The organism is Myxococcus sp. MH1 (assembly GCF_059738865.1).
In genome coordinates, this window is the sequence record NZ_AP026947.1 from 2,984,361 (window position 1) to 3,010,160 (window position 25,800).

The 25,800-nt window shown below is 69.0% G+C and carries 20 protein-coding genes and 2 tRNA genes; 17 read left to right on the forward strand and 5 right to left on the reverse strand.

Annotated features, from left to right (window positions below; translation table 11 throughout):
* Positions 1–107: 107 nt before the first annotated feature.
* Positions 108–1,202, reverse strand: a complete 1,095-nt coding sequence (gene bet / locus AC6JA9_RS12245) for a phage recombination protein Bet (protein ID WP_426747329.1) — start codon at positions 1,200–1,202, stop codon at positions 108–110.
* A gap of 381 nt (positions 1,203–1,583) precedes the next feature.
* Here bet and AC6JA9_RS12250 point away from each other — a divergent pair.
* The 16 genes from AC6JA9_RS12250 to AC6JA9_RS12325 all read left to right on the forward strand — a co-directional run bounded on the left by AC6JA9_RS12250 (position 1,584) and on the right by AC6JA9_RS12325 (position 19,000).
* A tRNA-Lys gene (locus AC6JA9_RS12250) sits at positions 1,584–1,656 on the forward strand.
* A gap of 116 nt (positions 1,657–1,772) precedes the next feature.
* A tRNA-Leu gene (locus AC6JA9_RS12255) sits at positions 1,773–1,854 on the forward strand.
* A gap of 101 nt (positions 1,855–1,955) precedes the next feature.
* Positions 1,956–3,233: a trigger factor gene (gene tig / locus AC6JA9_RS12260; protein ID WP_408891187.1), complete on the forward strand. Its 1,278-nt coding sequence runs from the start codon at positions 1,956–1,958 to the stop codon at positions 3,231–3,233.
* 53 nt (positions 3,234–3,286) lie between these two features.
* Positions 3,287–3,907 (forward strand): ATP-dependent Clp endopeptidase proteolytic subunit ClpP, encoded by a 621-nt coding sequence (gene clpP / locus AC6JA9_RS12265; protein ID WP_046712192.1) that lies wholly within the window; start codon positions 3,287–3,289, stop codon positions 3,905–3,907.
* A 213-nt stretch (positions 3,908–4,120) separates the two neighbouring features.
* The gene (gene clpX / locus AC6JA9_RS12270; protein WP_046712193.1) at positions 4,121–5,404 is read left to right on the forward strand and encodes an ATP-dependent Clp protease ATP-binding subunit ClpX; all 1,284 of its coding nucleotides are present in this window, start codon (positions 4,121–4,123) and stop codon (positions 5,402–5,404) included.
* 291 nt (positions 5,405–5,695) lie between these two features.
* Positions 5,696–7,765, forward strand: a complete 2,070-nt coding sequence (locus AC6JA9_RS12275) for a prolyl oligopeptidase family serine peptidase (protein WP_223750606.1) — start codon at positions 5,696–5,698, stop codon at positions 7,763–7,765.
* 198 nt (positions 7,766–7,963) lie between these two features.
* Positions 7,964–10,420 (forward strand): endopeptidase La, encoded by a 2,457-nt coding sequence (lon, locus tag AC6JA9_RS12280; RefSeq protein WP_223750607.1) that lies wholly within the window; start codon positions 7,964–7,966, stop codon positions 10,418–10,420.
* 281 nt (positions 10,421–10,701) lie between these two features.
* The gene (locus tag AC6JA9_RS12285; RefSeq protein ID WP_497960679.1) at positions 10,702–12,288 is read left to right on the forward strand and encodes a peptide ABC transporter substrate-binding protein; all 1,587 of its coding nucleotides are present in this window, start codon (positions 10,702–10,704) and stop codon (positions 12,286–12,288) included.
* Complete coding sequence (locus AC6JA9_RS12290) at positions 12,285–13,169, forward strand: ABC transporter permease subunit (protein WP_223750608.1); 885 nt, start codon at positions 12,285–12,287, stop codon at positions 13,167–13,169. The genes AC6JA9_RS12285 and AC6JA9_RS12290 overlap by 4 nt, the downstream gene beginning before the upstream one ends.
* Before the next feature lie 346 nt (positions 13,170–13,515).
* A complete protein-coding gene (locus tag AC6JA9_RS12295; RefSeq protein WP_223750609.1) occupies positions 13,516–14,328 on the forward strand; it encodes an ABC transporter permease subunit in 813 nt (270 codons plus the stop codon).
* A gap of 93 nt (positions 14,329–14,421) precedes the next feature.
* On the forward strand, positions 14,422–14,883 hold the full coding sequence (locus AC6JA9_RS12300) for a response regulator (RefSeq protein WP_046712197.1): 462 nt from the start codon (positions 14,422–14,424) through the stop codon (positions 14,881–14,883).
* Positions 14,884–14,960: 77 nt separating this feature from the next.
* Positions 14,961–15,506 carry a YqgE/AlgH family protein gene (locus AC6JA9_RS12305; RefSeq protein ID WP_223750610.1) on the forward strand — a complete coding sequence of 182 codons (546 nt, stop codon included), beginning with the start codon at positions 14,961–14,963 and terminating at the stop codon, positions 15,504–15,506.
* Entirely contained in the window at positions 15,506–15,763 is a 258-nt protein-coding gene (locus AC6JA9_RS12310; RefSeq protein WP_141326072.1) for a BolA family protein, read from the forward strand. Before AC6JA9_RS12305 ends, AC6JA9_RS12310 begins: the two co-directional genes overlap by 1 nt.
* 12 nt (positions 15,764–15,775) lie before the next feature.
* Positions 15,776–16,096: a Grx4 family monothiol glutaredoxin gene (gene grxD / locus AC6JA9_RS12315; RefSeq protein ID WP_223750611.1), complete on the forward strand. Its 321-nt coding sequence runs from the start codon at positions 15,776–15,778 to the stop codon at positions 16,094–16,096.
* Positions 16,097–16,175: 79 nt separating this feature from the next.
* Positions 16,176–17,603: a DUF2914 domain-containing protein gene (locus tag AC6JA9_RS12320; RefSeq protein WP_426747320.1), complete on the forward strand. Its 1,428-nt coding sequence runs from the start codon at positions 16,176–16,178 to the stop codon at positions 17,601–17,603.
* 110 nt (positions 17,604–17,713) lie between these two features.
* Positions 17,714–19,000, forward strand: coding sequence for a winged helix DNA-binding domain-containing protein (locus AC6JA9_RS12325; protein WP_408891185.1), 1,287 nt, complete (start codon positions 17,714–17,716; stop codon positions 18,998–19,000).
* 143 nt (positions 19,001–19,143) lie between these two features.
* On the opposite strand, the gene AC6JA9_RS12330 is transcribed toward AC6JA9_RS12325, so the two are convergent.
* Positions 19,144–20,754 (reverse strand): aminopeptidase P family protein, encoded by a 1,611-nt coding sequence (locus AC6JA9_RS12330; RefSeq protein ID WP_408891184.1) that lies wholly within the window; start codon positions 20,752–20,754, stop codon positions 19,144–19,146.
* 33 nt (positions 20,755–20,787) lie between these two features.
* Positions 20,788–21,552, reverse strand: a complete 765-nt coding sequence (locus AC6JA9_RS12335; protein WP_497959737.1) for a 16S rRNA (uracil(1498)-N(3))-methyltransferase — start codon at positions 21,550–21,552, stop codon at positions 20,788–20,790.
* 134 nt (positions 21,553–21,686) lie between these two features.
* Here AC6JA9_RS12335 and AC6JA9_RS12340 point away from each other — a divergent pair, with 134 nt between their 5' ends.
* Positions 21,687–22,877 carry a tRNA-uridine aminocarboxypropyltransferase gene (locus tag AC6JA9_RS12340; RefSeq protein WP_497959738.1) on the forward strand — a complete coding sequence of 397 codons (1,191 nt, stop codon included), beginning with the start codon at positions 21,687–21,689 and terminating at the stop codon, positions 22,875–22,877.
* Between the two features lie 94 nt (positions 22,878–22,971).
* Here the strand turns inward: AC6JA9_RS12340 and AC6JA9_RS12345 are convergent, their stop codons facing one another.
* Positions 22,972–24,963, reverse strand: a complete 1,992-nt coding sequence (locus tag AC6JA9_RS12345) for a FecR domain-containing protein (protein ID WP_497959740.1) — start codon at positions 24,961–24,963, stop codon at positions 22,972–22,974.
* Entirely contained in the window at positions 24,950–25,615 is a 666-nt protein-coding gene (locus AC6JA9_RS12350; protein ID WP_497959741.1) for an RNA polymerase sigma factor, read from the reverse strand. Before AC6JA9_RS12350 ends, AC6JA9_RS12345 begins: the two co-directional genes overlap by 14 nt.
* Between the last annotated feature and the right edge of the window lie 185 nt (positions 25,616–25,800).

Below are 25,800 nucleotides of genomic sequence, written 5' to 3' on the forward strand. Positions count from 1 at the left end.
TCCTCTTCCGCAGGCCCCCCGGACTCCTTCATGGGAATCCCGAGCGGCGCCGCGAAGAGGGCCCCCGCCGGAAGACGTCCGACGGAGGCAGTCCTCACTTCAGCGCATCAGGCGTGGGACGCGCCGTTGCTCTTGTCCGCGGTGGACGGGACGCGGCAGCGCAGCTCCGTCTCCGCCTCCAGCGCGAGCAGGTTCTCCCGCATCGCCTTGGCCCAGCGCGCGCGGGGTTGCTCCATCAGCTTCTCGTTCGCCAGCTCGATGGTCTCGCTGAGCTCCTCGTCCGAGAGCTCCGAGGCCGTCTTGCCCTTGTACGGACCGAACGCCACCAGCACGGCGCTCGCCTTCGGACGCGTGGGCGCCACGGTGGGCTCCACGTCCTCCTTCGCCGCCTCCACTTCCTTCGCGGGGAGCGGGGCCAGCGGGAGATCCACGTCCAGCTTCGCGGGGACCGCCTTCTCCTCCTTCGTGGGCGCGGTGGCCTGCGGGGTGGGGAAGGACGCCTTCACCGGTCCCGTCCTGGCGCCCAGCACCTCGTAGGCGCCGCCCGCGGGGACGGGCTCGGGGTGGGCCGAGGCCGAATCGAAGTCCTCCGCCGGCATCTCCTCCCGGACGTACAGTCCGCCGAAGGCCTCCGGGTACGCCTTGCGCAGGGCCGCCACCCGGGCGCACTTCTCGATCATCGTCGTGGGAATCTTGGCCCACAGCGGCGTCTGCTGGACGTAGCCGCTGAAGTCCAGCCACACCACCACGGGCAGCTTCCCGTCGCGCACCACCCGCGACCAGGCGCCCACCAGCGCGCCCTTGCGCTTGGCCGGGTTGAAGCGGTGCACCACCTCGCCTCGACCCTGGTCCACCACGATGTCGTCCTCGGCGAACACGGCGCTCGCCTGGATGCCCTTGAAGTCCGGGAAGCGCTCCGCGCGGGCGAGCATCCCGGCCTCGGAGGGCTGGAACTCGTACTTCGTCACCCAGTTGGGGCGCTCCCGGTTGCCGATGTTCTGCCTCCGCGCGACGCAGAAGGCTTCCTTGAGCAGCGGATCCAACCCGCTGCGCTTGCACTGCTCGATGAAGAGGGCGAACTCGTCCTCGCTGATGCCCCGGGGGCAGATGGTGCGCCGAATCAACTCCATGCGCTCCCGGCTCCAGCCGCCGAGCGCCGAGCCGGTGTCTTCCACCTTGGGGGGGATGTTGGCTTCCGTCACTGTCGTCTCCTGCATACGTCCTGCGCGAAAAGGGCGGACGACCTCCGTCCGCCCGCCTGTGCCTCGGCGGTTCACGTGCTCAGAGTCCCGGAATGGGGGCGCGTGCGAGCCCCGTGTCTCCGAGCACTCCGGACACACGGGTCGCCGTGGCCACGTTCAACAGTGGGCCCGTGGCTCTGTTTCATTCGGAATCCGGCCGTCCCCGGCGCCAGCCCGTCCAGCGGGCGGCGTGGCGTCCCATCCCGGACTGCGCGTCCTCATGGGAGATGCCGTGCGTGGGGAATGCAGGGGAGACGAAAATACTTTTGACAGCGCGGGCGGCCTTCTGTAATTACCGCCGCCACTTGGACGTCACGCAGCCGACGGGCCAAGCGCAGTGCCGGGAGCGTAGCTCAATTGGCAGAGCAATGGACTCTTAATCCATAGGTTGTGGGTTCGATTCCCTCCGCTCTCATACGGGGTCTCTCCAGCGATGGAGAGACCCCGTTTGTTTTTCCGCAGCACGCATCCGTCGGGTGACGCGCGGCGGACGTTTCGCGGTATGTACGGCACAAGGCACGCGGCGCATCCGGGCGGGTGGCGAAACTGGTAGACGCACCAGACTTAGGATCTGGTACCGCAAGGTGTGAGGGTTCGAGTCCCTCCTCGCCCATTTCGCGTTGACCCGTTCGTGCCTATCCCCTAAAGGCGCACGTCCCACTTAACCGGCGCCGCTCGGGACGACTGTCCGAGAAGGCGGCGAGCGAGGCCCGTATGAAGGTCCAGGTCGAAGAGCTCTCTCCCATCGAGAAGAAGCTCTCCATCGAGGTCGAGTCCGCCCGCGTGGCGGAAGAGCTGAACCGCGCTTACTCCAGGCTTGGCCAGCAGGTGCGGTTGCCGGGCTTCCGACAGGGCAAGGTCCCCCGCCGCATCCTCGAGCAGCGCTTCAAGGACCAGGTCGAGGACGAGGTCATCCAGCGCGTGGTGCAGACGGCCTACCTGGACGCGGTGCGCGAGCACAACGTGGAGGTGGTGGCGAGCCCGCAGGTGACCAACCAGGGTCTCAAGGCCAACGCGCCCTTCAGCTTCGAGGCCCGGGTGGAGGTCAAGCCCAAGGTCGAGGCGAAGGAGTACGCGGAGCTGCCGCTGACCAAGACGGACACCGCCGTCACCGACGAGCAGATCGACGAGCAGCTCGGCCGCATGCGCCAGTCGCTGAGCCGGCTGGAGCCCGTGACGGACCGCGACTCGGCGGCCTCCGGTGACTACGCGACGGTGGACTACGACGCCACCGTGGACGGCCAGCCGTTCGCCGGCAGCAAGGCCGAGGGCATCACCGTCCAGGTGCAGCCCGGTGAGCTGGTCGAGTCGAAGATCGCCGCGCTCGAGGGCGTGAAGGTGGGCGAGTCCAAGGACATCGACTACGCCTTCCCCGCCGACTACCGGGTGGAGGAGGTGCGGGGGAAGACGGGCCGCTTCCACGTCACCCTCAAGGAGATCAAGAAGGAGATCTCCCCCGAGCTCAACGACGACCTGGCGAAGGAGACGGGCATCGCGCAGACGCTCGAGGAGCTGCGCGGCAAGCTGCGCGCCGACATGGAGCGCGCGCGCCGTTCGCAAGCGGACAACGACGACCGCGAGGCGGTGATGAAGGGCCTCGTGGAGCGCAATCCCTTCGAGGTCCCCCGCGCCATGGTGGAGCGCGCCATGGACTCCATGCTGCGCGGCGCCCTGCAGCAGCTGCAGCGCTCGGGCGTGGACCCCAGCCGTCTGAACCTGGACTTCAACCGCCTGCGCGAGGAGATGCGCGAGAAGGCGACCCAGGAGGTGAAGGGGACGCTGCTGCTGGAGTCCATCGCCCTCAAGGAGGGCATCCAGGCGAGCGACGCGGACGTGGACGCGCGCATCGAGCAGCTCGCGGTGGAGGCGGGCCAGCCCGTGGAGGCCGTGAAGCGCTACTTCAAGGGCGCGGACGAGCGGCTCGGGTTGTCTCTGCGACTGCGCGAGGAAAAGACGATTGAATTCCTGAAGGGCCGGGCGAAGTATTCCTGACCTGAGGTTCGTCTTCGTCGAGCCGTCCCTTCGAGTCTCCTCCCGAGGTCGCCATGCCCTTCATGCCCGTTCCCTACGTCATCGAGCAGACGCACCGCGGTGAGCGCTCGTACGACATCTACAGCCGGCTCCTGAAGGACCGCATCATCATGCTGGGCACGGAAATCGACGATGACGTGGCGAACGTCATCGTCGCCCAGCTGCTGTTCCTCGAGTCCGAGGACCCGGACAAGGACATCAACATCTACATCAACTCGCCGGGAGGCTCCGTCACGGCGGGCATGGCCATCTACGACACGATGCAGTACGTCAAGCCGCCGGTCTCCACCATCTGCGTGGGGCAGGCGGCGTCGATGGGGGCCGTGCTGCTGCTCGCCGGGACGAAGGGCAAGCGCTACGCCCTGCCGTCCAGCCGCATCATGATCCACCAGCCGCTGGGTGGGGTGCGGGGCCAGGCGACGGACATCGAGATCCAGGCCCGCGAAATCCTGCGGATGAAGGCGAAGCTCAACGAGCTCATCGTCAAGCACACCGGGCAGTCCATCGAGCGCGTGGAGAAGGACACCGACCGCGACTACTTCATGGGCGCCACGGAGGCGAAGGCCTACGGAATCGTGGATGAAATCCAGAACCCCCGCAAGGTGGTGGGCCTGGGCAAGGACGAGAAGAAGTAGACGTTTGCCGGGGCTCGACGCCTCGGCCGGTGGCCGGAGCCGCGGGAATTCGCCCCCGCGCCTCCGGCTTTCTGCTTTCTGCGCCGACCCACTCCCCCTGTTAAGTACAGGGAAGGCGCGTGGACGTCCCTGATGGGGGCTGACTAGATTGGCCTGGAGCCGAGGCGGGTGGCGCTCGGGGCGGGCGGCTTTACAGGCGCAGCGAGGGATTTCATGGCGGGCAAGAACGTGGAGAAGCGAGACAACCAGACCCTCTGCTGCTCCTTCTGCGGCAAGTCGCAGAAGGAGGTGAAGAAGCTCATCGCGGGGCCGACGGTCTACATCTGCGACGAGTGCATCGGGCTGTGCAACGACATCATCGCGGAGGAGATCGACCGCGAGGAGACCAAGGACACCAAGCTGCGCATCCCGCGGCCCTCCGAAATCAAGGCCGTGCTCGACGAGTACGTCATCGGCCAGGAGCGCGCGAAGAAGACGCTGTCGGTGGCCGTGCACAACCACTACAAGCGCATCGAGTCCAAGGTCGCGCTCGAGGACGTGGAGCTCCAGAAGAGCAACATCCTCCTGCTCGGCCCGACGGGCAGCGGCAAGACGCTGCTGGCCCAGACGCTGGCGCGCATCCTCAACGTCCCCTTCACCATCGCGGACGCCACGTGCCTCACCGAGGCCGGCTACGTGGGCGAGGACGTGGAGAACATCATCGTCAACCTGCTGCAGGCCGCCGACCACGACATCGAGCGGGCCCAGCGCGGCATCGTCTACATCGACGAAATCGACAAGATCGCCCGCAAGTCGGAGAACCCCTCCATCACCCGCGACGTCAGCGGCGAGGGCGTCCAGCAGGCGCTGTTGAAGATCATCGAAGGTACGGTGGCCAACGTTCCGCCCAAGGGGGGCCGCAAGCACCCGCAGCAGGAGTTCCTGCAGGTGGACACCACCAACATCCTGTTCATCTGCGGCGGCGCGTTCGGCGGCCTGGATCAGGTCATCGAGCGGCGCCTGGGCGGGCGCAGCCTGGGCTTCGGCGCGGACATCCAGTCGAAGAAGCAGCGCAACCTGTCAGAGCTGCTCAAGCACGTGGAGCCGGAGGACCTGCTCAAGTTCGGCATGATTCCGGAGTTCATCGGCCGCCTGCCCATCATCACCGCGCTGGAGGAGCTGGATGAGCCCGCGCTCATCAACATCCTCAACCAGCCGAAGAACGCGCTCACCAAGCAGTACAAGAAGCTCTTCGAGTTGGACGGCGTGGCGCTGAAGTTCACCGACGGCGCGCTCAAGGCCATCGCCAGCGAGGCCATCCGCCGTAAGGCGGGCGCCCGCGGCCTGCGCTCCATCCTCGAGTCGGCCATGCTGGACGTGATGTACGAAATCCCGTCCCGCAAGACGGTCCGCGAGGTGCTCATCTCCGAGGAGGTCATCCTCAAGAAGAGCGAGCCCGTCGTGCTCCACGCCGCGGCGGAGAAGGAGCCCGCCGAGCCGAAGAAGGAATCCGCGTAAGTCGCGGACTCTGACGGGCCGCCCTCGGGTGTGGGCGGCCCCTGGGATGTGACGGAGCGCGTCAAGGGCCCTGCAACGGCTCCGACGCGCTCCTCGCGTTCAGGGCGGGCGGGGTGGCGCCGGCCTGTCGCCCACGGTTTTTGTGGGACGGGCGGGGGCGTTTCTGTATGTGCTGGCTCCATGAGACAGCTCCCCGTGCCTGCCTTGTTGATGCTCGTTGCCTGTGCTGGCTCGACGCCGGCGAAACGGGAGGTGCCCGTGGAGGCGCCGGCCCAGGAGGAACACGCGCGCATGGCTTACCCGGCGACTCGGGTGGACGCGGTGGTGGACACGCTGCACGGGGTGCAGGTGCCGGACGCCTACCGCTGGCTGGAGGATGAGAAGGCGCCCGAGGTCCAGGCGTGGATGAAGGCGCAGGACGTGCTGACGCGCGAGGCGCTGGCGAAGTCGCCCGTGCGTGACGCGCTGGCGAAGCGCTTCCGCGAGCTGTTCTACGTGGACTCCATCTCCATGCCGGCGCGCCGCGCGGGCCGCTACTTCTACGTGCGCACGCACAAGGACAAGGAGAAGGCGGTCCTCTACTGGCGCGACGGCGAGAAGGGACAGGAGAAGGTGCTCCTGGACCCGAACGGCTGGAGCCAGGACGGCTCGGTGTCCCTGGGCACGTGGTCGCCGTCGTGGGACGGCAAGAAGCTGGTCTTCGCGCAGAAGCCCAACGCGGCCGACGAGGCCGTGCTGCACGTGGTGGACGTGGACTCGGGTGAGTGGTCCAAGGTGGACGTCATCGAGGGCGCCAAGTACGCGCAGCCCAAGTGGACGCCGGACGGCAAGGGCTTCTATTACGAGTGGCTGCCCACCGACCCCTCCATCCCCGTGGACGCGCGCCCGGGCTACACCAGCTTGCGCTTCCACAAGCTGGGCGACGCGCCCTCCAAGGACGCGGAGATCCACCCGCGCACCGGAGACCCGTCCACCTTCCTGCAGGGCGACCTGAGCCGGGACGGCCAGTTCCTGTTCGTCTCCATCCTGCGGGGCTGGATCGAAAACGACATCTACTGGAAGCGGCCGGGGGAGAAGGACTTCCGCCTGCTCGTGAAGGGCAAGGGCGCCAAGTACAACGTGCAGGCGTGGAAGGGCCGCTTCTACGTCACCACGGACGAGGGCGCCCCGCGCCAGCGCGTCTTCGAGGTGGACCCGGCGAAGCCCGCGCGCGCGCAGTGGAAGGAAATCGTTCCGCAGGACCCGGTGGCCGCGCTCCAGACGGTGAACATCGTCGGCGAGCACCTGGCGCTGGAGTACATGAAGGACGCGACGACGCTCGTGCGCGTGGCCACCCTGCAGGGCAAGCCCGTGCGCGAGGTGGCGCTGCCCGGCGTGGGCGCGGCCTCCAACCTGACGGGCCTGGAGGACCAGGACGAGGCCTACTTCGTCTTCACGTCCTTCACCACGCCCCGGCGCGTCTACAAGACGTCCGTGAAGACGGGGGAGTCCTCGCTGTGGGCGCAGGTGGAAGTGCCCATGGACCCGGCGGCCTACACGGTGGACCAGGTCTTCTACCCCTCCAAGGACGGCACCCGCGTGCCCATGTTCCTGGTGCACAAGAAGGGCCTGAAGCGCGACGGCACCGCGCCCACGCTGCTCTACGGGTACGGCGGCTTCAACGTGAACATGGAGGCCACCTTCCGCGGCAGCATCCTGCCCTGGCTGGACGCCGGCGGCGTCTACGCGGTGGCCAACCTGCGGGGTGGGGGCGAGTACGGCGCCGAGTGGCACGAGGCGGGCCGCATGGCGAAGAAGCAGAACGTCTTCGACGACTTCCACGCCGCCGCCGAGTACCTGGTCCGGGAGAAGTACACCCAGCCCAAGAAGCTGGCCATCCAGGGCGGCAGCAACGGCGGGCTCCTGGTGGGGGCGGCCATGACTCAGCGCCCGGAGCTGTACGGGGCGGTGGTGTGCCAGGTGCCCCTGCTGGACATGGTGCGCTACCACCTCTTCGGGAGCGGCCGGACGTGGATTCCCGAGTACGGGACGGCGGAGAAGCCCGAGGACTTCCAGGTGCTGCACGCCTACTCGCCCTACCACCACGTCAAGCCGGGCGTGGCCTACCCGGCGCTGCTCATGATGTCCGCGGACCACGATGACCGGGTGGACCCGATGCACGCTCGCAAGTTCGTGGCCGCGGTGCAGCAGGCGGCGGGCAACCAGGCCAAGGCGCTGCTGCGCATCGAAATGAACGCAGGACACAGTGGCGCGGACCAGGTGGCCAAGAGCATTGAATCCAGCGCGGACCTGTATGCGTTCCTTTTCGAGGCGTTGGAGGTTGGTGGGCTACAGGGTGGGGAGGCAGCGCAGGGTCGCTGACACTGGGAGGGGACGTCCGAGGAAGCTTCGGGTGTTCCCTTGATGGCAGCAGGTGGTTCCCCAATCTTGAGGCGGGGAACGGCGCCTGAAACCGACGTGTTATAGACGTGCTTCACCCCGGGTGTGCGCTCGCCGGACGAGCAACCGGGCAACTCTTCAGGGGCCTACCCTCCCGGTAGGCCAGCAGGTGGCGGATACATGTTCTTCGGACGTGACGACAAGAAGGAAGCCCAGAAGCGGGGACTCACCGTCCCGCTCTTGCCCCTTCGGGACATCATCGTGTTCCCGCACATGGTGGTTCCGCTGTTCGTCGGCCGGGAGAAGTCCATCGCCGCGTTGAAGGACGCGATGGCTCACAAGGGGCCGGACGACAAGGCCGTCATCCTGCTGGCCGCCCAGAAGAAGGCCAAGACGAACGACCCCTCTCCCGACGACATCTTCCACTTCGGCACCATGGGGCACGTCATCCAGCTGCTGCCCCTGCCGGACGGCACCGTGAAGGTGCTGGTGGAAGGGGTGAAGCGCGCGAAGGTGAAGAAGTTCCACCCGAACGACGCCTTCTTCATGGTGGAGGTGGAGGAGGTGGAGGAGCAGACGGAGAAGAGCGTGGAGCTGGAGGCGCTCGTGCGCTCCGTGCACTCCGTGTTCGAGGCCTTCGTCAAGCTCAACAAGCGCATCCCGCCCGAGATGCTGATGCAGGTGGCCAGCATCGATGACCCGGCGCGGCTCGCGGACACCATCGTCGCGCACCTGTCGCTGAAGCTGAACGACAAGCAGGCGCTGCTCGAGACCGAGTCTCCCGCGAAGCGGCTGGAGAAGCTCTACGAGCTGATGCAGGGGGAGATCGAGATTCTCCAGGTGGAGAAGAAGATCCGCACCCGCGTCAAGAAGCAGATGGAGAAGACCCAGAAGGAGTACTACCTGAATGAGCAGATGCAGGCCATTCAGAAGGAGCTGGGTGAGCGCGACGAGTTCAAGAACGAGATCCAGGAGATTGAAGAGAAGCTGAAGAACAAGCGGATGAGCAAGGAGGCCACGCTCAAGGTCAAGAAGGAGCTCAAGAAGCTCCGGATGATGAGCCCGATGAGCGCCGAGGCCACGGTCGTCCGCAACTACATCGACTGGATCATCAGCCTGCCCTGGTACGACGAGACCCAGGACCGGCTGGACGTGACGGAAGCGGAGACGGTGCTCAACGAGGACCACTACGGCTTGAAGAAGCCGAAGGAGCGCATCCTCGAGTACCTGGCGGTGCAGCAGCTGGTGAAGAAGCTCAAGGGCCCCGTGCTGTGCTTCGTGGGACCTCCGGGCGTGGGCAAGACGTCGCTGGCGCGTTCGATTGCGCGGGCCACGGGCCGCAAGTTCGTGCGCCTGTCCCTGGGCGGCGTGCGTGACGAGGCGGAGATTCGCGGCCACCGTCGCACGTACATCGGCGCGATGCCGGGCAAGCTCATCCAGTCGCTGAAGAAGGCGGGCAGCAACAACCCGGTCTTCCTGCTCGACGAAATCGACAAGATGTCCACGGACTTCCGAGGCGACCCGAGCGCGGCGCTGCTGGAGGTGCTGGACCCCGAGCAGAACCACAACTTCAACGACCACTACCTGGACCTCGACTACGATTTGTCCAAGGTGATGTTCATCTGCACCGCGAACACGATGCACAACATCCCCGGTCCGCTGCAGGACCGCATGGAGGTGATTCGCATCGCGGGGTACACCGAGCCGGAGAAGCTCTCCATCGCCCGGCGCTACCTCATCCCGAAGGAGCAGGAGGCCAACGGGCTGACGGACGTGAAGGTGGACTTCAGCCACGAGGCGCTGCGGACCATCATCCACCGCTACACGCGCGAGTCCGGCGTTCGTTCGCTCGAGCGTGAGATTGGCGGCGTGTTCCGCAAGATTGCCCGCGACGTGCTGAAGAACGGCAAGCGGGACATCGAGGTGGACCGCAAGACGGCGATGAAGTTCCTGGGCACGCCGCGCTACCGCTACGGCGTGGCGGAGCGCGAGGACCAGGTGGGCATCGTCACGGGTCTGGCGTGGACGGAGCTGGGAGGAGAGATCCTCACCACCGAGGCCACCGTGATGCCGGGCAAGGGCAAGCTCATCATCACCGGCAAGCTGGGCGAGGTGATGCAGGAGTCCGCGCAGGCGGCCATGTCGTACGTGCGCAGCCGGGCGGACCGCTTCGGCATCGACCGCAAGGTGTTCGAGAACTACGACATCCACGTGCACCTGCCCGAGGGCGCGATTCCCAAGGATGGCCCCTCCGCGGGCGTCACCATCTGCACGGCGCTGGTGAGCGCGCTCACGCGCGTCCTCATCCGCCGGGATGTGGCGATGACGGGTGAAATCACGCTGCGTGGGCGGGTGCTGCCCATCGGCGGCCTGAAGGAGAAGACGCTGGCCGCGCACCGCGCGGGCATCAAGACGGTCCTCATCCCGAAGGCGAACAAAAAGGACCTGAAGGACATCCCGCTGAAGATTCGCAAGCAGCTGCGCATCGTCCCGGTGGAGTTCGTGGACGACGTGCTGCGCGAGGCGCTGGTGCTGGAGAAGCCCGAGGAGTTCGGCCGCGGCAAGCCGAGCACGGATGGGCTCAAGAGCCCCACGGCGGCCGAGGCCCCGTCGGCTCCGGCCTCGGCTCCGGCGTAGCGGGATTCACAGGGGAGGGCTTCGGCCCTCCTTGAAGTGCTCGAAGCCAGGACGTCCGTCGACCCACGAGGTCGCCGGGCTCCTGGCTTCTCTCTTTTCCAGCGGGCAGACGGGGCGTCTGGCTTCTGTTGCCGGGCGTCCCTGGCTTCGGGGTACAACGTGGCCCGGTGGCTCCTCGCGCTCGACTCGCCTGGTGGTGTCTGTTGCTGGCCTGGGTGACCGGGGCCTGCGGGCCGTGCGGCTTCCAGCCGGAGTCGGGCGTCAAGGTGGTGGTGCCCGCGATGCCCACCACGCTGGATTGGAGCCATTCGGACCCCGAGAGTTGGGCGAACTACCCGGTGATGCTCGCGACGCAGAAGGGGCTGACGCTGCTGGGCGCGGACCACTCGGTGCGGCCGGGGTTGGCGGAGCGGTGGGAGCGCTCTCGCGACGAGCAGGGTCGTGAGGTCTACGTCTTCCACCTGCGTGGAGATGTGCGGTGGTCGGATGGCTCGCCGCTCGTGGCGCGGGACTTCGTGGTGGGGTGGCGGCGCGCGCTGCGCGGACGTGAGCGCGGGGAGATGGCGGACCTGGAGGGCGCGTCGGAGGTGCTGGCGCTGCAGGACCGCATGGCGCCCGAGGCGGACATCCGCGCGGCGCTGGAGCGCGTGGGCGTGGAGGCGGTGGACGCTCGGACGCTCCGGGTGACGCTGGCGCATCCGCGCAGCTACTTCCTGGCGCGCATCGCGAACGTCTACATCTTCTACCCGGCGCCCTCCGCGGACCTGGAGGGGCGCTCGGATGAGGAGGTCCGTGATTACTTCGACCGGCCTCGTGACGGTCGGCCGCTGGCCTTGGGGCCTTATCGGGTGGAGAGCTGGGACAGGGCAGGGGAGCGGGTGCGGTTGGTCTACAACCCGCGCTCGGCGTTCCCTCCGCCCATGGCTCCGGGCGAGGTGCCCGTGCCCGTCATCACGTTGATGAAGTCGGAGATTGGACCGGCGCTGTATGAGCGGGGCCGGGTGGACTTCGTCTTCGTGGACAGCGCGGCGGCGCTGCGGGTGAAGCGGCCCGAGGACCTGCAGCGCGAACCGCTGTTGTCGACGTACTACCTGGCGTTCAACACGGAGCGCGCGCCGTTGGACAGGCCGGAGGTCCGGCGTGCGCTGTCACGGGCGTTGGACCGCGAGGCGTTGATGGTCGGGTTGCTGCCGGCCGCGCGGCCCTCGCATGTGTTGCTGCCTCCGGAGCTGCCGGGGGCTGCGTCGGCCGAGGAGGCGTTGCGGCTGCCGCACTACGAGCCCGAGCGCGCGAAGGCGGAGCTGGCGCCGGTGGCCGGGTTGGAGCGGCCGTTGAGGCTGGTGTACCGCTCGGGGGACAACTTCGTGCCGGAGGTGGCCATCGCCGAGCGCGTGGCGGCGCAGCTGGCTCGGGTGGGCGTGAAGGTGGAGCTGGAGGCGAGGTCCGACTTCACGGCGGAGATTTCGCGGCGCACGGCCAAGGGGCCTCGCGCGTATGACTTGTACCTGCGGCGGTTGGGCGGGGACTACGCGCACCCGAACACGTTCTTCACGCTCTTCGAGCGCTCGGGCAATCACCAGACGGGCTGGGAGACGCAGGGCGGTGGCGAGCCCATGGCGCGCTTCGAGCGACTGCTGGAGGCCGGGGACGGCGAGGCGGACGAGGCGCGTGCGCGGACGATGTATGTGCAGGCGCAGGAGGTGCTGGTGGGGGAGCAGGCGGTGATTGCGCCGCTGTACCACCCGGACCGCTACTTTCGGGCGCGTGACACGCTGCGTGGCCTGGATGTGGACCCGTTCAACTTCCTGGCCCTGCGCACGCTGCGCAGGACCGCGCCCACTCCGGAGCAGACCGAGGTGGCGCGATGATGGCCGTGCTCCAGAAGCTCGCGCGGCAGCTCGTGTTGGTGCCCGTGGTCGCGGTGGCCTCGTACTTCCTCATGGCCATGTTGCCGCTCACCGCGGAGAGCGATGCGAAGCGGCAGGCGTCTCCGGAGTTGATGGCGTCGTATCGCCGGGACCTTGGCCTCGGTGAGCCGCTCGGCTTCCTGCGCCCTTGGGAGAAGCTGTGGCGCGGCGAGCGACTTGGCACGAGCGCACAGGGCATCACGGGCGACGAGCTGGCGCGCAAGCTGTCGGGCAGCGTCGGCGTGGGGATGCTCGCGCTTCCCCTGGCCCTGACATGGGCGCTGAGCTTCGCGCTCATTCGCACCCGTTGGCGACGAGGTCGGTGGTCCGCCCTGGGTGACGTCGTGCCGGCGCTGGCCTTCGGTACCCCCGTGTTCATCCCCGCGCTGTTGCTCGCGCCCGCGGTGGTCGAGCGCGGGCACATGCTGCCGGAGCTGTGCGCGGCGCTCGTCACGTCCATCTGGCCGGGCATCTTCCTGGGCACGCTGGTGGGGGACTCGCTGGAGACGGAGCTGTCGCGCGACTATGTGCGCACCGCGCTGGGCAAGGGCCTGTCGCCGGGCACGGTGCTGCGCCGTCATGTGCTCCCCAATGTGCTGCCCTCGCTGCTCGATGCCGTGGGGCCCGTGGCCACGGCGCTGCTCGCCGGCTCGTTCGCGGCGGAGCGCGTGTTGGGCCTGCCTTACTTCGGACAGCTCTACGTGCTCGCCGTGCTCAACAAGCAGGTCGCCGTCGTCGTCGTGGCGACCACCACCTTCGCCTCGCTGCTCGTCGTCGTGAGCCTCGTGGTGGAGGTGGCCCGCTACGTCGTGGACCCGCGCTCGCGTGAGGCCCGCGCATGAGCCTCCTGTCGAGGATTCATCCCGCTGCCCACCCGCCAGACCTATGTGGCCACGAGCCCTCGACGCTGTCGGGAGTGCTTCGCGCCGGGTCTCAGGTGTCTTCCGCGGGTTCGCGCCATGAGCCTGCGGGGCGGGATGCGTCTCGTGGCTCGCCCTTCGGCCTCGCCTCACCTCGTGATGTGGAGCGTGTCGGGTGTACGTCGTGCGTCGGTGGCGGGGCGTCTTCGCTCGGGTCGCGCATGAGCCTCCGGTCCGGGGCTCAGCGCACTGCACTCGGTCCAGGCCCTCGCGACGCGTCGGACAGGCTTCGGGCTCATGGCGACATGCTCCCTCGGAGGGCCCGCGCATGAACCGCATCCCCGCGCGCGCCCGCGTCGGACTCGTGCTCCTCGTCGGGCTCGGCGTCCTCAGCCTCGTCGCCGGACGGCTGTTCCCGGACGTGCTCGCGAACACGTGTCCTCTGGGCGTGGACCCGACGCGTCCGGACCGCACCGTGTGCGAGCTGGCCTTCGGCGGCCTCTGGGTCTCCCTGGCCGTGGGCCTGTGCGCCGGAGGGCTCTCCACGCTCATCGGCCTCGTCGTCGCCGCGGTGGCGCGGCTTCTCGGCGGCGCGTGGGAACAGGTCCTCCTGCGCGGCGTGGACGCGGTCTTCGCGCTGCCCGATGTGCTCGTGGTGATGGTGCTCCAGCTCGCCGGCCAGTCGCTCGCGGACGCGGGGCTCGGCGGTGGACTGGGGCCCTTCGGATTGATGGTCATGTCGCTCGCGCTGGTGGGGTGGGCCGGGCCCGCGCGGATGTTCCGCAACCGGCTGGCCACGCTGGAGGGACAGGAGTACGTCGCCGCGGCGCGCGCGCTCGGTGGTGGCGGCGCTCATGTCCTGCGTGTCCACCTGTGGCCCGCGCTCCGGCCCTTCGCGCTCGCCGTGTTCCTGAGCCGCCTGCCCACCGCCATCCTCACCGAATCCACCGTCAGCTTCTTCGGCATCGCTCGCATGGAGCCGATGTCCCTGGGCCGCTACCTGGGCACCAGCTACGCCGCCCTCATCTACGAGGGCGGCGCGCGCGTGGTGCTCCCCGCCTGGGCGCTGTTGGTGATGCTGGTGCTCGGCGCGTCGCTCGCCTCCCAGGCGCTCTCGGCGGGCCCTCGCAAGGCCTCCTGAAGAGCAGGCGCCGTGGGCGTGTCCGCTTGGAATTCCCACCGAGGACATGTGGGTTCCCATCACACGGAAACCTTTTGCCCAACCGGTGCCCTCATGTCCCTGCCCACCACTGAAGAGTTGATCCCCGTGCTCGGCCCCGACGCGAAGGAGCGCACCGAGCGCAGTGACGAGCTGAAGGTGGAGCCCGTGCGCAGCGCGGTGCTCGTCGTGGAGGACGACCCGTCCCACCGCGAAATCCTCGTGGAGATGCTGGCCGGCTGGGGCTACGAGCCCCTGCCCGTGGGCAGCGCCGAGGAGGCGGAGTTCGCCGTGCGCAACAAGCGCATGGACGCGGCCATCGTCGACGTGTTCCTCCCTGGCCGCAGCGGCGCCACGCTGATGTCACGGCTCCGTGAGCGCTTCCCCCAGGCCGTGCTCATCGGCGTGAGCGCGATGAGCGACTCCGCCATGGCGCGCAAGTGCAAGGGCCTGGGCGCGGACCTGTTCATCGGCAAGCCGCTCAACCCCGAGCGCCTGTCCGAGGCGCTCCAGTCGAAGCACACCAGCTGGCACTGAGCGAGGGGCGCCCGGCACCCGTCTTCCCAGGGCGGTTGCCGGTTGCACCGCTCGCTCGAACGGTTGATGCTCGTCTCGTGAAGAACCTCGCTCCCGGCTTCCTGCTGGCCATGCCTCAGCTCGGGGACCCGAACTTCTACCGCTCGGTCGTCTTGATGATCGAACACGGTGAGTCCGGCTCCATGGGGCTCGTCGTCAACCGGGGCGCGCCCTTGACGCTGGGCGAGCTGGCCCGCGGTCAGAAGCTCGACATCCACGAGGACCGCTCCACCCACCCCGTGTACCTGGGGGGGCCGGTGGAGCCCCAGCGTGGCTTCGTGCTGCACGACGATGGCGGGGTGCTGGAGAAGCACTCCGTCCTGCCGGGCCTGTTCCTCAGCGTGACGCTGGACGCGCTGGGGCCGCTCCTGGAGCGAAGCGCGCCCCGGCTGCGCTTCTGCCTGGGGTATGCGGGCTGGGGACCCAAGCAGCTGGAGAGTGAGATCGCCGCCGGCTCGTGGCTCTTCACGGAGGCCTCGAGCGAGGCGGTGCTGGGCCTGGAGCCCGGCAAGTTGTGGGAGACCACGTTGCGTGGCATGGGCGTGGACCCGGCCATGCTGGTGATGGGAAGGGGAATGAACTGATGCTCGACGCAGAATTCGTCCGCAGCCGCATCCTGGAGGCCCTGCCGGGCTCCGAGGTGGAGGTGCATGACACCACCGGGACGGGGGACCACTTCGAGGCCCGCGTCGTCAGCCCGGACTTCGCTGGCAAGATGATGGTGCAGCAGCACCAGCTCGTGTATGCGCCGCTCCAGCAGTGGCTCAAGTCGGGCGAGCTGCACGCGCTCGCGCTCAAGACCTATTCACCCGAGCAGTGGAAGAAGCTCGGGAACCGCTAAGGAGACACCCCCATGAACCCCGACCTCAAGGCCCGGTTCGACCAGATTACCCAGTCGCACCCCATCGTCCTCTTCATGAAGGGCAACGCCCTGTTCCCCCAGTGCGGCTTCTCCGCGCGGGCGCTGCAGCTGCTGCAGCCCCACGGTGAGGTCTTCACGGTGGACGTGCTGGCGGACCCCGAGGTGCGCCAGGGCATCAAGGACTACACGAACTGGCCCACCATTCCGCAGATCTTCATCAAGGGGCAGTTCGTCGGCGGCGTCGACATCCTGTCGGGCCTGGCCGAGAGCGGCGAGCTGGCGGACCTGGTCGCGGGCAAGTCCCCGGCCTGAGCCGGGGGCCTCGGGGGGAGGGGAGACCCGCTCCCCTCGAAGCGGCTAGAATGGGCGGCCGCTACCGCGAGGAAACACCGTGGTCACCGCTACTCCGCCCAACACCTCCCAGAAGAACGAAGAGACCTCCGAGCCGTCGGGTGCCCCGACGCCGGAGGCCGTCGTCCCCGCCAACGTCGTCGTGACGGAGGCCGCCCCGGGTGTCGTCGTGCCCGTCGCGGTGGACCCCGATGACCTGGTGGCCACGGCGAAGACGCCCACGCTGATGGAGAAGGTGCAGGCGTTCCGCACGCGGCACGAGAAGTGGGAGATGGCCGCGTTCTTCTTCGGCGGCTTCCTCTACGACATCGTCTCGCTCAGCCGCATCGACGACAAGCTGACGCTGGTGCAGAGCTTCGGGTACCTGGTCATCCTGGCGACGCTGCTCCTGCTCGAGCAGCGCTACCCGGAGGGCACGGAGCCGCCGAAGCTGTTGGAGAAGGTGTGGCGCTGGCGCGAGGACGCCATCCACTTCTTCTTCGGCAGCCTGCTCAGCGTCTTCATGCTGCTCTTGTTCAAGAGCACGTCGGGCTTCACGCCCTACCTCTTCGTCGTCGGCATGTTCGCGCTGCTGGTGGCCAACGAGCTGCCGCTGTTCCGCAAGATGGGCCCGGTGGTGCGCGTCTCGCTGCTGAGCCTGTGCGTGACGATGTACTTCGCGTGCCTGCTGCCCGTGCTCATCGGGCGCATCGGCTTCTGGGTGTTCCTGCTGGCGGTGACGCTGGGCTGCGCGAGCATGTACGGGCTGATGCGGCTGATGGCGCGCTGGCGTCCGGACATGCAGTACCTGGTGCGCAACGTGGCGGTGCCGGGCTTCGGGGTGCAGGCGGCGCTCCTGGCCTGCTACCTGGTGGGCATCATCCCGCCCATCCCGCTGGCGGTGCAGTACTCGGGCATCTTCCACGACGTGAAGCGCGTCAGCCCGGGCGTGTACCAGCTGACCTCGGTGGATGACTCGGTCTGGTACAAGCCGTGGACGTGGTTCGGTCCGGACTTCGTCATCCGCCCCGGCGACAAGCCGTATTACTTCTTCCGCATCTTCGCGCCGAAGAACTTCGCGCCCTACAAGGTGCGGGTGCGCTGGTACTACGACCACCCGGAGAAGGGGTGGACGACGAACGGCAGCGGCTTCGTCGCCAACGTGAGCAGCAACGGGACGGACGGCGGCTATCGCTACTATGCGACGACCTCCAACCTGAAGCCCGGCAACTGGCGGGTGGTGCTGGAGACGGAGGACGGGCACGAAATCAATCGCCTGTCCTTCTCCGCGGGGGCGGACACGCGTACGGACCCGCGTGAGCTGGAGGTGAAGTACTCCACGCTGAAGGAGGTCCTCCCGCTGTCCACCGAGGAGTGGGAGAAGACGCGGAAGACGCCGGCCGCGCCCTCGGGTGGGACGGTGCCCGGGGCGGCTCCGGCTCCGGCCGACGAGGTTCCTCCTCAGGTGGCTCCCGCTCCGACGCCTTGAGGCGTGTGTCCGGGGGCCTACATACCTGACATATAGCTGTCACGCCCGGTCGTCATGGTGCGTCTCACGAAGCCGTCGAGCTGTCCCGGGCTCGCGAGGACCCACGCCCCATGATTCCCATTCCCCTGATGTTCCTGCCGTTTCCCTTCGTGCCCGTGGACGCGCAACGCTCGAAGGGAGACGGGGCGCGTCCCCGGCGGGGCTCGGTGCTTCGGGGTGCCCAGGAGGCCGCCGTGACGACACCTCGCAAGCGTTCCTCCTCCGCGACGCGGAGCGGTGCGAAGGCGGCGCTGACGCCCGTATTGACGAAGCGTGAGCTGAACCGGGCGCTGCTCGCGCGCCAGTTCCTGCTGCGACGGACCCGTGAGTCCGTGCCCCACGTTCTCGAGCACCTGGTGGGGCTCCAGGCACAGGCCGGCAATGCGCCCTATCTGGGCCTGTGGACGCGGATGGAGGACTTCCAGCTCGAGGACCTCACCCGGCGCTACGAGCAACGGGAGGTGGTGCGGGCGACGCTGCTGCGCTCCACGCAGCACCTGGTCACCGCGCGGGACTACCAGTCGCTGCGCCCCGCGCTCCAGCCCGTGCTGGACCGGATGTTCAGCCACAGCGCGTATCCGCGAGAGCTCGCGGGGCTGGACATGGATGCGCTGCTCGCCGAGGGACGTCGGCTCCTCTCGCGTGAGCCCCTGAGCTCGGTGGAACTGGGGCGGCGTCTCCAGGCTCGCTGGCCGGAGCGGGATGCGCAGTCGCTGGCGTTCGTGGTGCGTGTCGCCGAGTCGCTCGTCACCGTGCCTCCGTTCGGCACCTGGGGCGTGGGGGGCGAGGTGACGTTCACGCCGTCGGCGTCGTGGCTCGGGGCTCCCCTGGAGCCCGCGCTCGCGCTGGAGTCACTGGTGCGGCGCTACCTGGGCGCCTTCGGTCCCGCCAGCGTGAAGGACATGCAGCACTGGTCCGGCTTCGTGCGACTGGGCGAGGTCTTCGAGCGCCTGCGCTCCGAGCTGCGCGTGTTTCGCGACGAGCAGGGCGTCGAGCTGTTCGACCTTCCCGACGCGCCCCGACCCGACGGTGACACGCCGGTGCCCGTGCGCTTCGTGCCCGAGTTCGACAACCTGCTGCTGTCCCACTCGGACCGCGCGCGCGTCATCTCCGAGCCGCATCGCAAGCGCGTCTTCACCGTCAACGGCATCATCCGTCCGACGGTGCTCGTGGACGGCTTCGTGCGCGGCATGTGGAAGCTGAAGTGGGAGAAGACGCGCGTCACGCTACACGTCTCGCCCTTCGCCCGACTGACTCGCGAGGACCGCGAGGCGCTCACGGAGGAGGGGCTGCGCCTGCTCTCCTTCGCGGCGGCGGAGGCCTCGGAGCACGAGGTGCGCTTCGCCCCGGTGGCCTGAGAGCACGCCGCGCAGCGGAACGCGGGCACGCGTGGATACGGACCTCGGAGGACTTCGTGCCCGGTGCGGCTCGACCGCGCGGTCACGGCGCCGAGCTCCCGGCCCGCACCTGCTTCGTGGTGGGGCCGGGACGTGACACGGGACTACTTGCGCTTGCTGGCCTTGGCCTTCTTCGCGGCGGGGGCCTTGGCCTTCTTCGCGGCGGCCTTCTTGCCCTTGGGGGCGGCGGATGCCTTGTCGGCGCTCCACACGCCGCTCATCCACGCCTCGATGTCCTTCACCGTGCGCGGGATGTTGCCGGACAGCACCTTGCAGCCGCGCGCGGTGACGACGATGTCGTCCTCGATGCGCACGCCGATGCCGCGGTAGCGCGCGGGCACCGTGAGGTCGTCCTTCTGGAAGTACAGGCCCGGCTCCACCGTGAGCACCATGCCCGCCTGCAGCTTCCCGTACTTGTAGGCCTCCTGCCGCGCCTGCGCGCAGTCATGCACGTCCAGCCCCAACATGTGGCTGACGTTGTGCAACGAATAGCGCTTGTAGAACTGGTGCTCGTCCTTGAGCGCCTCCTCGGCGTCCTCGAGGATGCCCAGCTTCTCCAGGCCCTCGGCCAGGACGCGCATGGCGGCGCGGTTGGGCTCCATGAAGTCGTTGCCCGGCTTCACCGCCGCGAACGCGGCCTCCTGCGACGCGTACACCAGCTCGTAGATGGCCTTCTGCTCCGGCGAGAAGCGGCCGTTGATCGGCAGCGTGCGCGTGATGTCCGCCGTGTAGAGCGTGTGGCCCTCGACGCCCGCGTCCAGCAGGAGCAGGTCCCCGGGGACGAGCGGACCGTCATTGCGGTTCCAGTGCAGCACGCACGCGTGAGAGCCGCTGGCGACGATGCTGTTGTAGCCCGTGTCGTTGCCCTCCACCCGCGCGCGCAGGTTGAAGATGCCCTCCACGTAGCGCTCCGTCTTCGCCACCTTCAGGCTGCGGATGACGTCCTCGAAGCCGCGCTGCGTGGCGTCGATGGAGATCTGCAGCTCGCGCAGCTCCTGCGCGTCCTTGATGAGCCGCATCTCCGACAGGAACGTGGCCAGCGCCTTGTCGCGCTCGCCGCCCTCCGCCACCTCCGCGTCCACCTTGGCCGAGTGTCCGCGCAACACGCGCGTGGACTTCGCCGAGCCCTTCAGGCCCTTGAGGTACGCGTTCAGCGTGTCGAGCCCGCGCGCCTCGTCGACGTCATGGCGCGCGCGGCTCTCCGGCACGCCCAGGCGCGGGCCCACCCACAGCTCGCCCTTCACCCGGTCCGTGAAGAACGTCGCGTCCGAGCGGCCCGGGTTGGGCTCCACGAAGAGGATGTCCGTGTGGCCGCCGCCGTCCTTCGGCTCCAGCACCAGGACGCAGTCCGCCTCCATGTTGCCGGTGAGGTAGTAGAAGTCCGTGCCCGGGCGGAAGCGGTAGTACGTGTCGTTCGCGCGCACCTTCTCGTGGCCGGTGGGGATGACAATCGTCTCGCCGGGGAACGCCTGCGACAGCGCCTTGCGACGGGCCTTGAAGGACTCCGCGTACTTGATCTTCGGCGGCAGCTTCCCCGACGCGGGCTTCCACTTCTCGAGCATGAAGTCGAGCAGCGCCTGGGGCGGCAGCGAGTCGTGGCTCGCGGGCTTCGCCGCTGGAGCCTGCGGCTCCGACGTGACGAGGGACTGCTGCTCACCGACCGCGGGCTGCGTGCTGTCGGAAGCGACCGAGGACGAAGGGATGGACGTGGCCATGGCCGATAACTCTCGGCCAGCGGCCCACCCCCTTCAAGTGCCACCTGCATCGTGACGCGCAGCAGTGTCTTCCCCGAGAAGGGCTACTTGCCCGACGAGCACGGGAACCGCCGTCTCCACCCGGAGGATGCGCGGCCCGAGCGAGAAGGGGCGGAAGCCGTGGGATTCCAACAATTGGGCCTCGAACGACACCCAACCTCCGTCGGGGCCGATGGCGAGCACGGAGCGTTGGCCGGGGGCCGCGGCCACCTGACGCAGGGGCTGCGTCGCCGGAGGGTGGGGGAGCAGGCGGACGGCGCCGGTGGGGAAGACGCTGTCGAGCTCGTCCTCGACGAAGGGGCGGAAGCGCTCGCGGACCAGGACCTCGGGCAGGCGGGTGTCGCGTGCCTGCTCCAGGCCTTGAAGCAGCAGGTCCCTCACGAACGCGCCGTCGAGCACCTTGGAGTCGAAGTAGCTCTTCTCCACGCGGGCGGCGTTGACCAGGACGATGCGGTCCACGCCCAGCGAGGCCACGGCCGGGAGGACCTTCTTGAGGGCCTTGGGGCGGGGGATGGCGAGCAGCAGGTCGATGCCCGCACGGGGCGGAGGGGGCTCGGTGAGGGACACGCGCAGGTGGAGGACGCCGGGGCTGTTCTCCAGCACCTCGCCCGAGCCCGTCAGGCCGCCCAGGCGCCCCACGCGCAGGGACTCACCGGGCTCGAGGCGCAGCACCTCCCGGGCGTGCTGGGCGCGGCGGCCGGTGAGCCGGGCGGTGCCGTCCGGCAGGAAGTCCTCGTCGAAGAGCAGCAGCAGGTTCACGGGGGGCCTGTGTACCCCGGCTGGCGGGGGCGTGGGTGGGTTCTTCCCCCGGGAGCGCCTGGCGCCCTGGCTGGCGGCGGACCCCTGCACCGGCAGTGCTTGCCCGGTTCCGGGCCGTGCCGTAAAGCCGGGCTGTGCGTTCCCTTTGTCTTCGCTGCCACCGCCCCGAGAGCGCTTGCTACTGCTCGCAACTGCCGCCCCGGCTGGACACGCGCACCCGCGTCGTCTTCCTCCAGCACCCCCGTGAGCGCCGCGTGGCCATCGGCACCGCGCGCATGGCGCACCTGGCGCTGGCCAACTCCGAGATTCATCAGGGCGTCGACTTCACGGGCCACTCCCGCTTGGAGGAGCTGGCGAAGGACCCGGACTCCGTCGCGGTGCTCTTCCCGGGCGAGGACGCCATCTCCGTGGAGGATGCGCGCGCGCGGCCGCCGAAGACGCTCATCGTCGTGGACGGGACGTGGCCGCAGGCGAAGAAGGTCGTGTCGCGCAACCCCGTGCTCGCGGGGCTGCCGCGCATCGGCTTCGTGCCTCGGCGTCCGAGCAACTACCGCATCCGCGCGGAGCCGGCGGACCACTGTGTGTCCACCATCGAGGCGGTGGTGGAGATTCTCGGGGTGCTCGAAGGTCAGCCGGAGAAGTTCGACACGATGCTGCGCGCGTTCGAGTACATGGTCGACACGCAGCTGGGGCGTCAGGCGACGCGGACCTCGCCCAATCGCCGCCGCATCCACTACGGCCCGTGGCGTCCGCCGTTCGAGCTGCGCTCGCTGGCGCAGGCCTTCGAGAACCTGGTGGTGTTCTACGGCGAGGCCAACGCGCACCCGACGGGCGCGGACATCCCGGCCGAGCTGGTGCACGTGGTGGCGTGTCGCCCCGCTTCGGGAGAGCGCTTCGAGGCCATCATCGCGCCGGAGCGGCCGCTGGCTCGCAGCACGACGCTGCACGTGGAGCTGTCGGAAGAGGTGCTGCGCGCGGGTGAGACTCGGGCCGCGGCCCTGGCGCGGTTCGAGCAGTTCCTGCGTCCGGACGATGAGCTGGCGGTGTGGACGACGTTCGCGCTCGACCTCTTGTGGGAGGGTGGGGTGGCGCGCAGGCCCGCGAGGAACGTGCGGCTGGCCACGGCGCGCGCGCTGGAGGGCAAGGCGGGCGGGGTGGAGCACGCGATGGAGCTGCTCTCGGGGCCGGACGTGCCGCGCTGGGCTCCGGGACGCGCGGGCACGCGCATCCGCGCGCTGGAGTCCGTGCTGCGCGTGCTGGTGGAGCGAGGCCAGGCGAGCGAGCCGATGAAGCGCGTGAAGCAGCGCACCGGCACCGAGGGCTGACGCGGGACGGCGGTTGATTTCAATCAGACGGGGGCGCGACGACAGCGCCTCGGGTGTCTGGTTTTGGTGATGGAGCGCCCCGGGTGCGCGGGGGCTACGGCAGGATGGCCGCGCCCGCCTCGCGCACGTAGCGGCCTCGCGGGAACTCCTTCAGGTACTGACGGTACTCGAGCTTCGCGTCCTGTCCCTGGAGTCGCTGTTCGAAGCAGCGCGCGCGCAGGTAGCGCGCCTGTTCGCGGTGTTTCTTGCGCGGGCTCTTGTCGGCGATCTCCTCCAGGCCGGCGAGGTAGTTCTCACAGCTGCGCTGACTGAGCTGGAGCCGCGCATACCCGAGGAACCTCTCGTCCGCGTCCTTTGACAGGAGCGCCTGGGGATTGTGGTCATCCTTCTTCGGCGGCGTGGCCTCCGCCACCTTCGTGGGCTGCGAGGGTGCAGTGGCGGGCGCGCGTGGCGGCGTCATGCGCTCCGTCACCGATGGGGCCGGGTAGGGCGCGAAGTCCTGCGACGGGTCGAGGGGAGAGGACGGCGGCTGGGTCGTGGCGACGGTGGCGGGAGGCTCTGCCTGGGGCGCGTCCTCGGTGTCGGGCGGCACGGCCACGGGGTCGGGCAGCTCGGGCGCAGGGGGGCTCTCGCGTTGAGGCGAGAGGGATGCGACCACGAGCTTCTTCGATTGCGCCTTCATCACCGGCGCCGTCGCGACGGCGGACTTCACCGTGCTCGGAGCCTGCGGCGCGTGGGCCACCGCGGGCAACACGTCCTGCGCTCGCGCGGGAGGGTTCGCGGCGGTGGGCACCGTGGTGCCGACATCCTGGGTCGAGGACTCGGTCGGACGCTCGAACACCTCCAGCGCTTCGCGGTCCGGTTGGGACAACTTCTCCTGCTTCAGGGCCTGGTCGCGGGAGCGCAGCTCGACGCGCTCGCCAGCGCCCACCATGCGCGCGGGCTGTCCCTCCAGCTCCACGCGCACGCGGCCCTCGGACACCGCCACGGATGCGCCCAGCGCCGTGCGCTCCACGGTGAAGACCGTGCCGACCACGGACACGCGCAGGCCCGCGACGTCCACGCGGAAGCCGCGCCGCTCGGCGTGCGAGGCCTTCACCGACAAGCGGCCCTGATGCACCGTGAGGTGCACGTCGCTCGGCTCGGCCTTCGACAGCTCCACCTCGGAGCCCGCGGACACGCGGACCTGGCTTGCATCCGGGAGCCGCAACATCGCGGAGGCCTTCGCGGGCGTCTTCACCGCGACACCCGAGCGCAATCGCATCCCGGCGCGCAGCTCGCGCTCCTGCCCGCCCTGTTCCTTGAGCACCGCTCCCGGAACGCTGTCGGTCCGCGCGGGGTTGCCGTCCATCGCGAGCGACTCCACCGCGCTCTCCGAGGACGTCGTGCTGCCCGTGGACCCGGGCTGTTCCGTGAGCGCCTCGTCTGTCGACCTCGTCTGCTCTACGAGTTCCTTGCCCGTGCCCGCGGGCCCGGTCGTCCGTCCCGCGAGCGCCTCGTCCGACGTCGTCGCCTTGCCCGCGAGCACCTCGCTCGTGGGCGTCCCGCGTGTCGTCGAGATGCTGATGAGGAAGAGCGCGAGCGCCACCGCACAGGCCCCCGCGAGTGCCAGGGCCCACGGCCATCGCGCGTGCTGTGCCCCGGTGCTCGCGGCCGCGTCGGTTCGTGCCCACGGCCACCGCGAGCGTTGTGCCCCCGAGCTCGCGGTCGCGTCGGTTCGTGCCCACGGCCACCGCGAGCGTTGTGCCCCCGAGCTCGCGGTCGCGTCGGTTCGCACCCACGGCCACCGCGTGCGTTGTGCCCCCGAGCTCGCGGTCGCGTCGGTCCGCGCCCACGGCCACCGCGTGCGCTTCGCCTCCGTGCTCGCGGCGACCTTGGCTCTGAGGGCCGTGCCGACCGCGTCCCAGCGCACCACGGGCTCCACTTGACGGGCCTCGTGCAGCATGGCGCGACTCGTGCGGATCTGCTCCCACTGAGCGGCGCACGCGGGGCACTCGGACAGATGCGCCCGGATGCGCGCGGAGTCCTCGGCGCTCAGCTCGTCGGCCGCCAGCGACCACAGCGCGCCTGCCTCAGGGTGAGCCATACGGGCCTCCAGGGCGGCGGGTGGCGAGCAGTCGCTGCATGGCCTCGTTGAACTCCAATCTCGCGTGGTGCAGCCGGCTGCGGACGGTGTTGGGAGAGCTTCCCACGGCCTCGGCGATTTCGTCCGGGCTCATTCCGCACAGCTCGTAGTACACGAAGACGATTCGCTTCTTGGGCTTGAGCCGCTCCAGCGCCAGCTCCACCAGCCGGGCCGCCTGCCTGCGCTGCGCCGCGGCCTCCGGGTCCTCGCCCGAAGACTCGCACTCCGGAGGCTCCGCGACCGAGTCCTCCGGCCTCCTGCGCTTCCACCGCAGATGCGACAGCGCCACGTTCGAGCACACCCGATAGAAGAACGTCCGGAAGCGCGACGCACCCCGATAGCCCTTCACCGCCGTGAGCAGCCGCAGGTACGTCTCCTGGAGCAGGTCCTCCACGTCCACGCGATTGCCCACCAGGTGCCGCAAGGTGCGCGCCGCGTCCACCTTCGTCATTTCATACAGACGCTCGAAGGCGGTGAGGTCCCCATCCTGGAGCCGGCTCACGAGCAGCCGCAGCTGCGTCTCATCCGACGTGGGAGGTATGGCCGGACCCGGCCCAGGGCGCTCTTCGGGCGAGGCGGCGGTCGCCAGTGCCTGGGCATCACGGAGAATCACTGGACGCTCTCCCTCCGGGACCCGCCGCGAGGTTCCCCCTTGCAGGAGCACCCCACCGTCCATGTGAAAGGTCCAGGTCAGCACACTACCTCCGTGCCCCTGGGTCGCCGCGGCGGCGTGGGACGATCAAAAAAGATTTTTGATCAGCCGTCAGCGCCCCGGAGTCCAACGCGGGTGAAACCGGA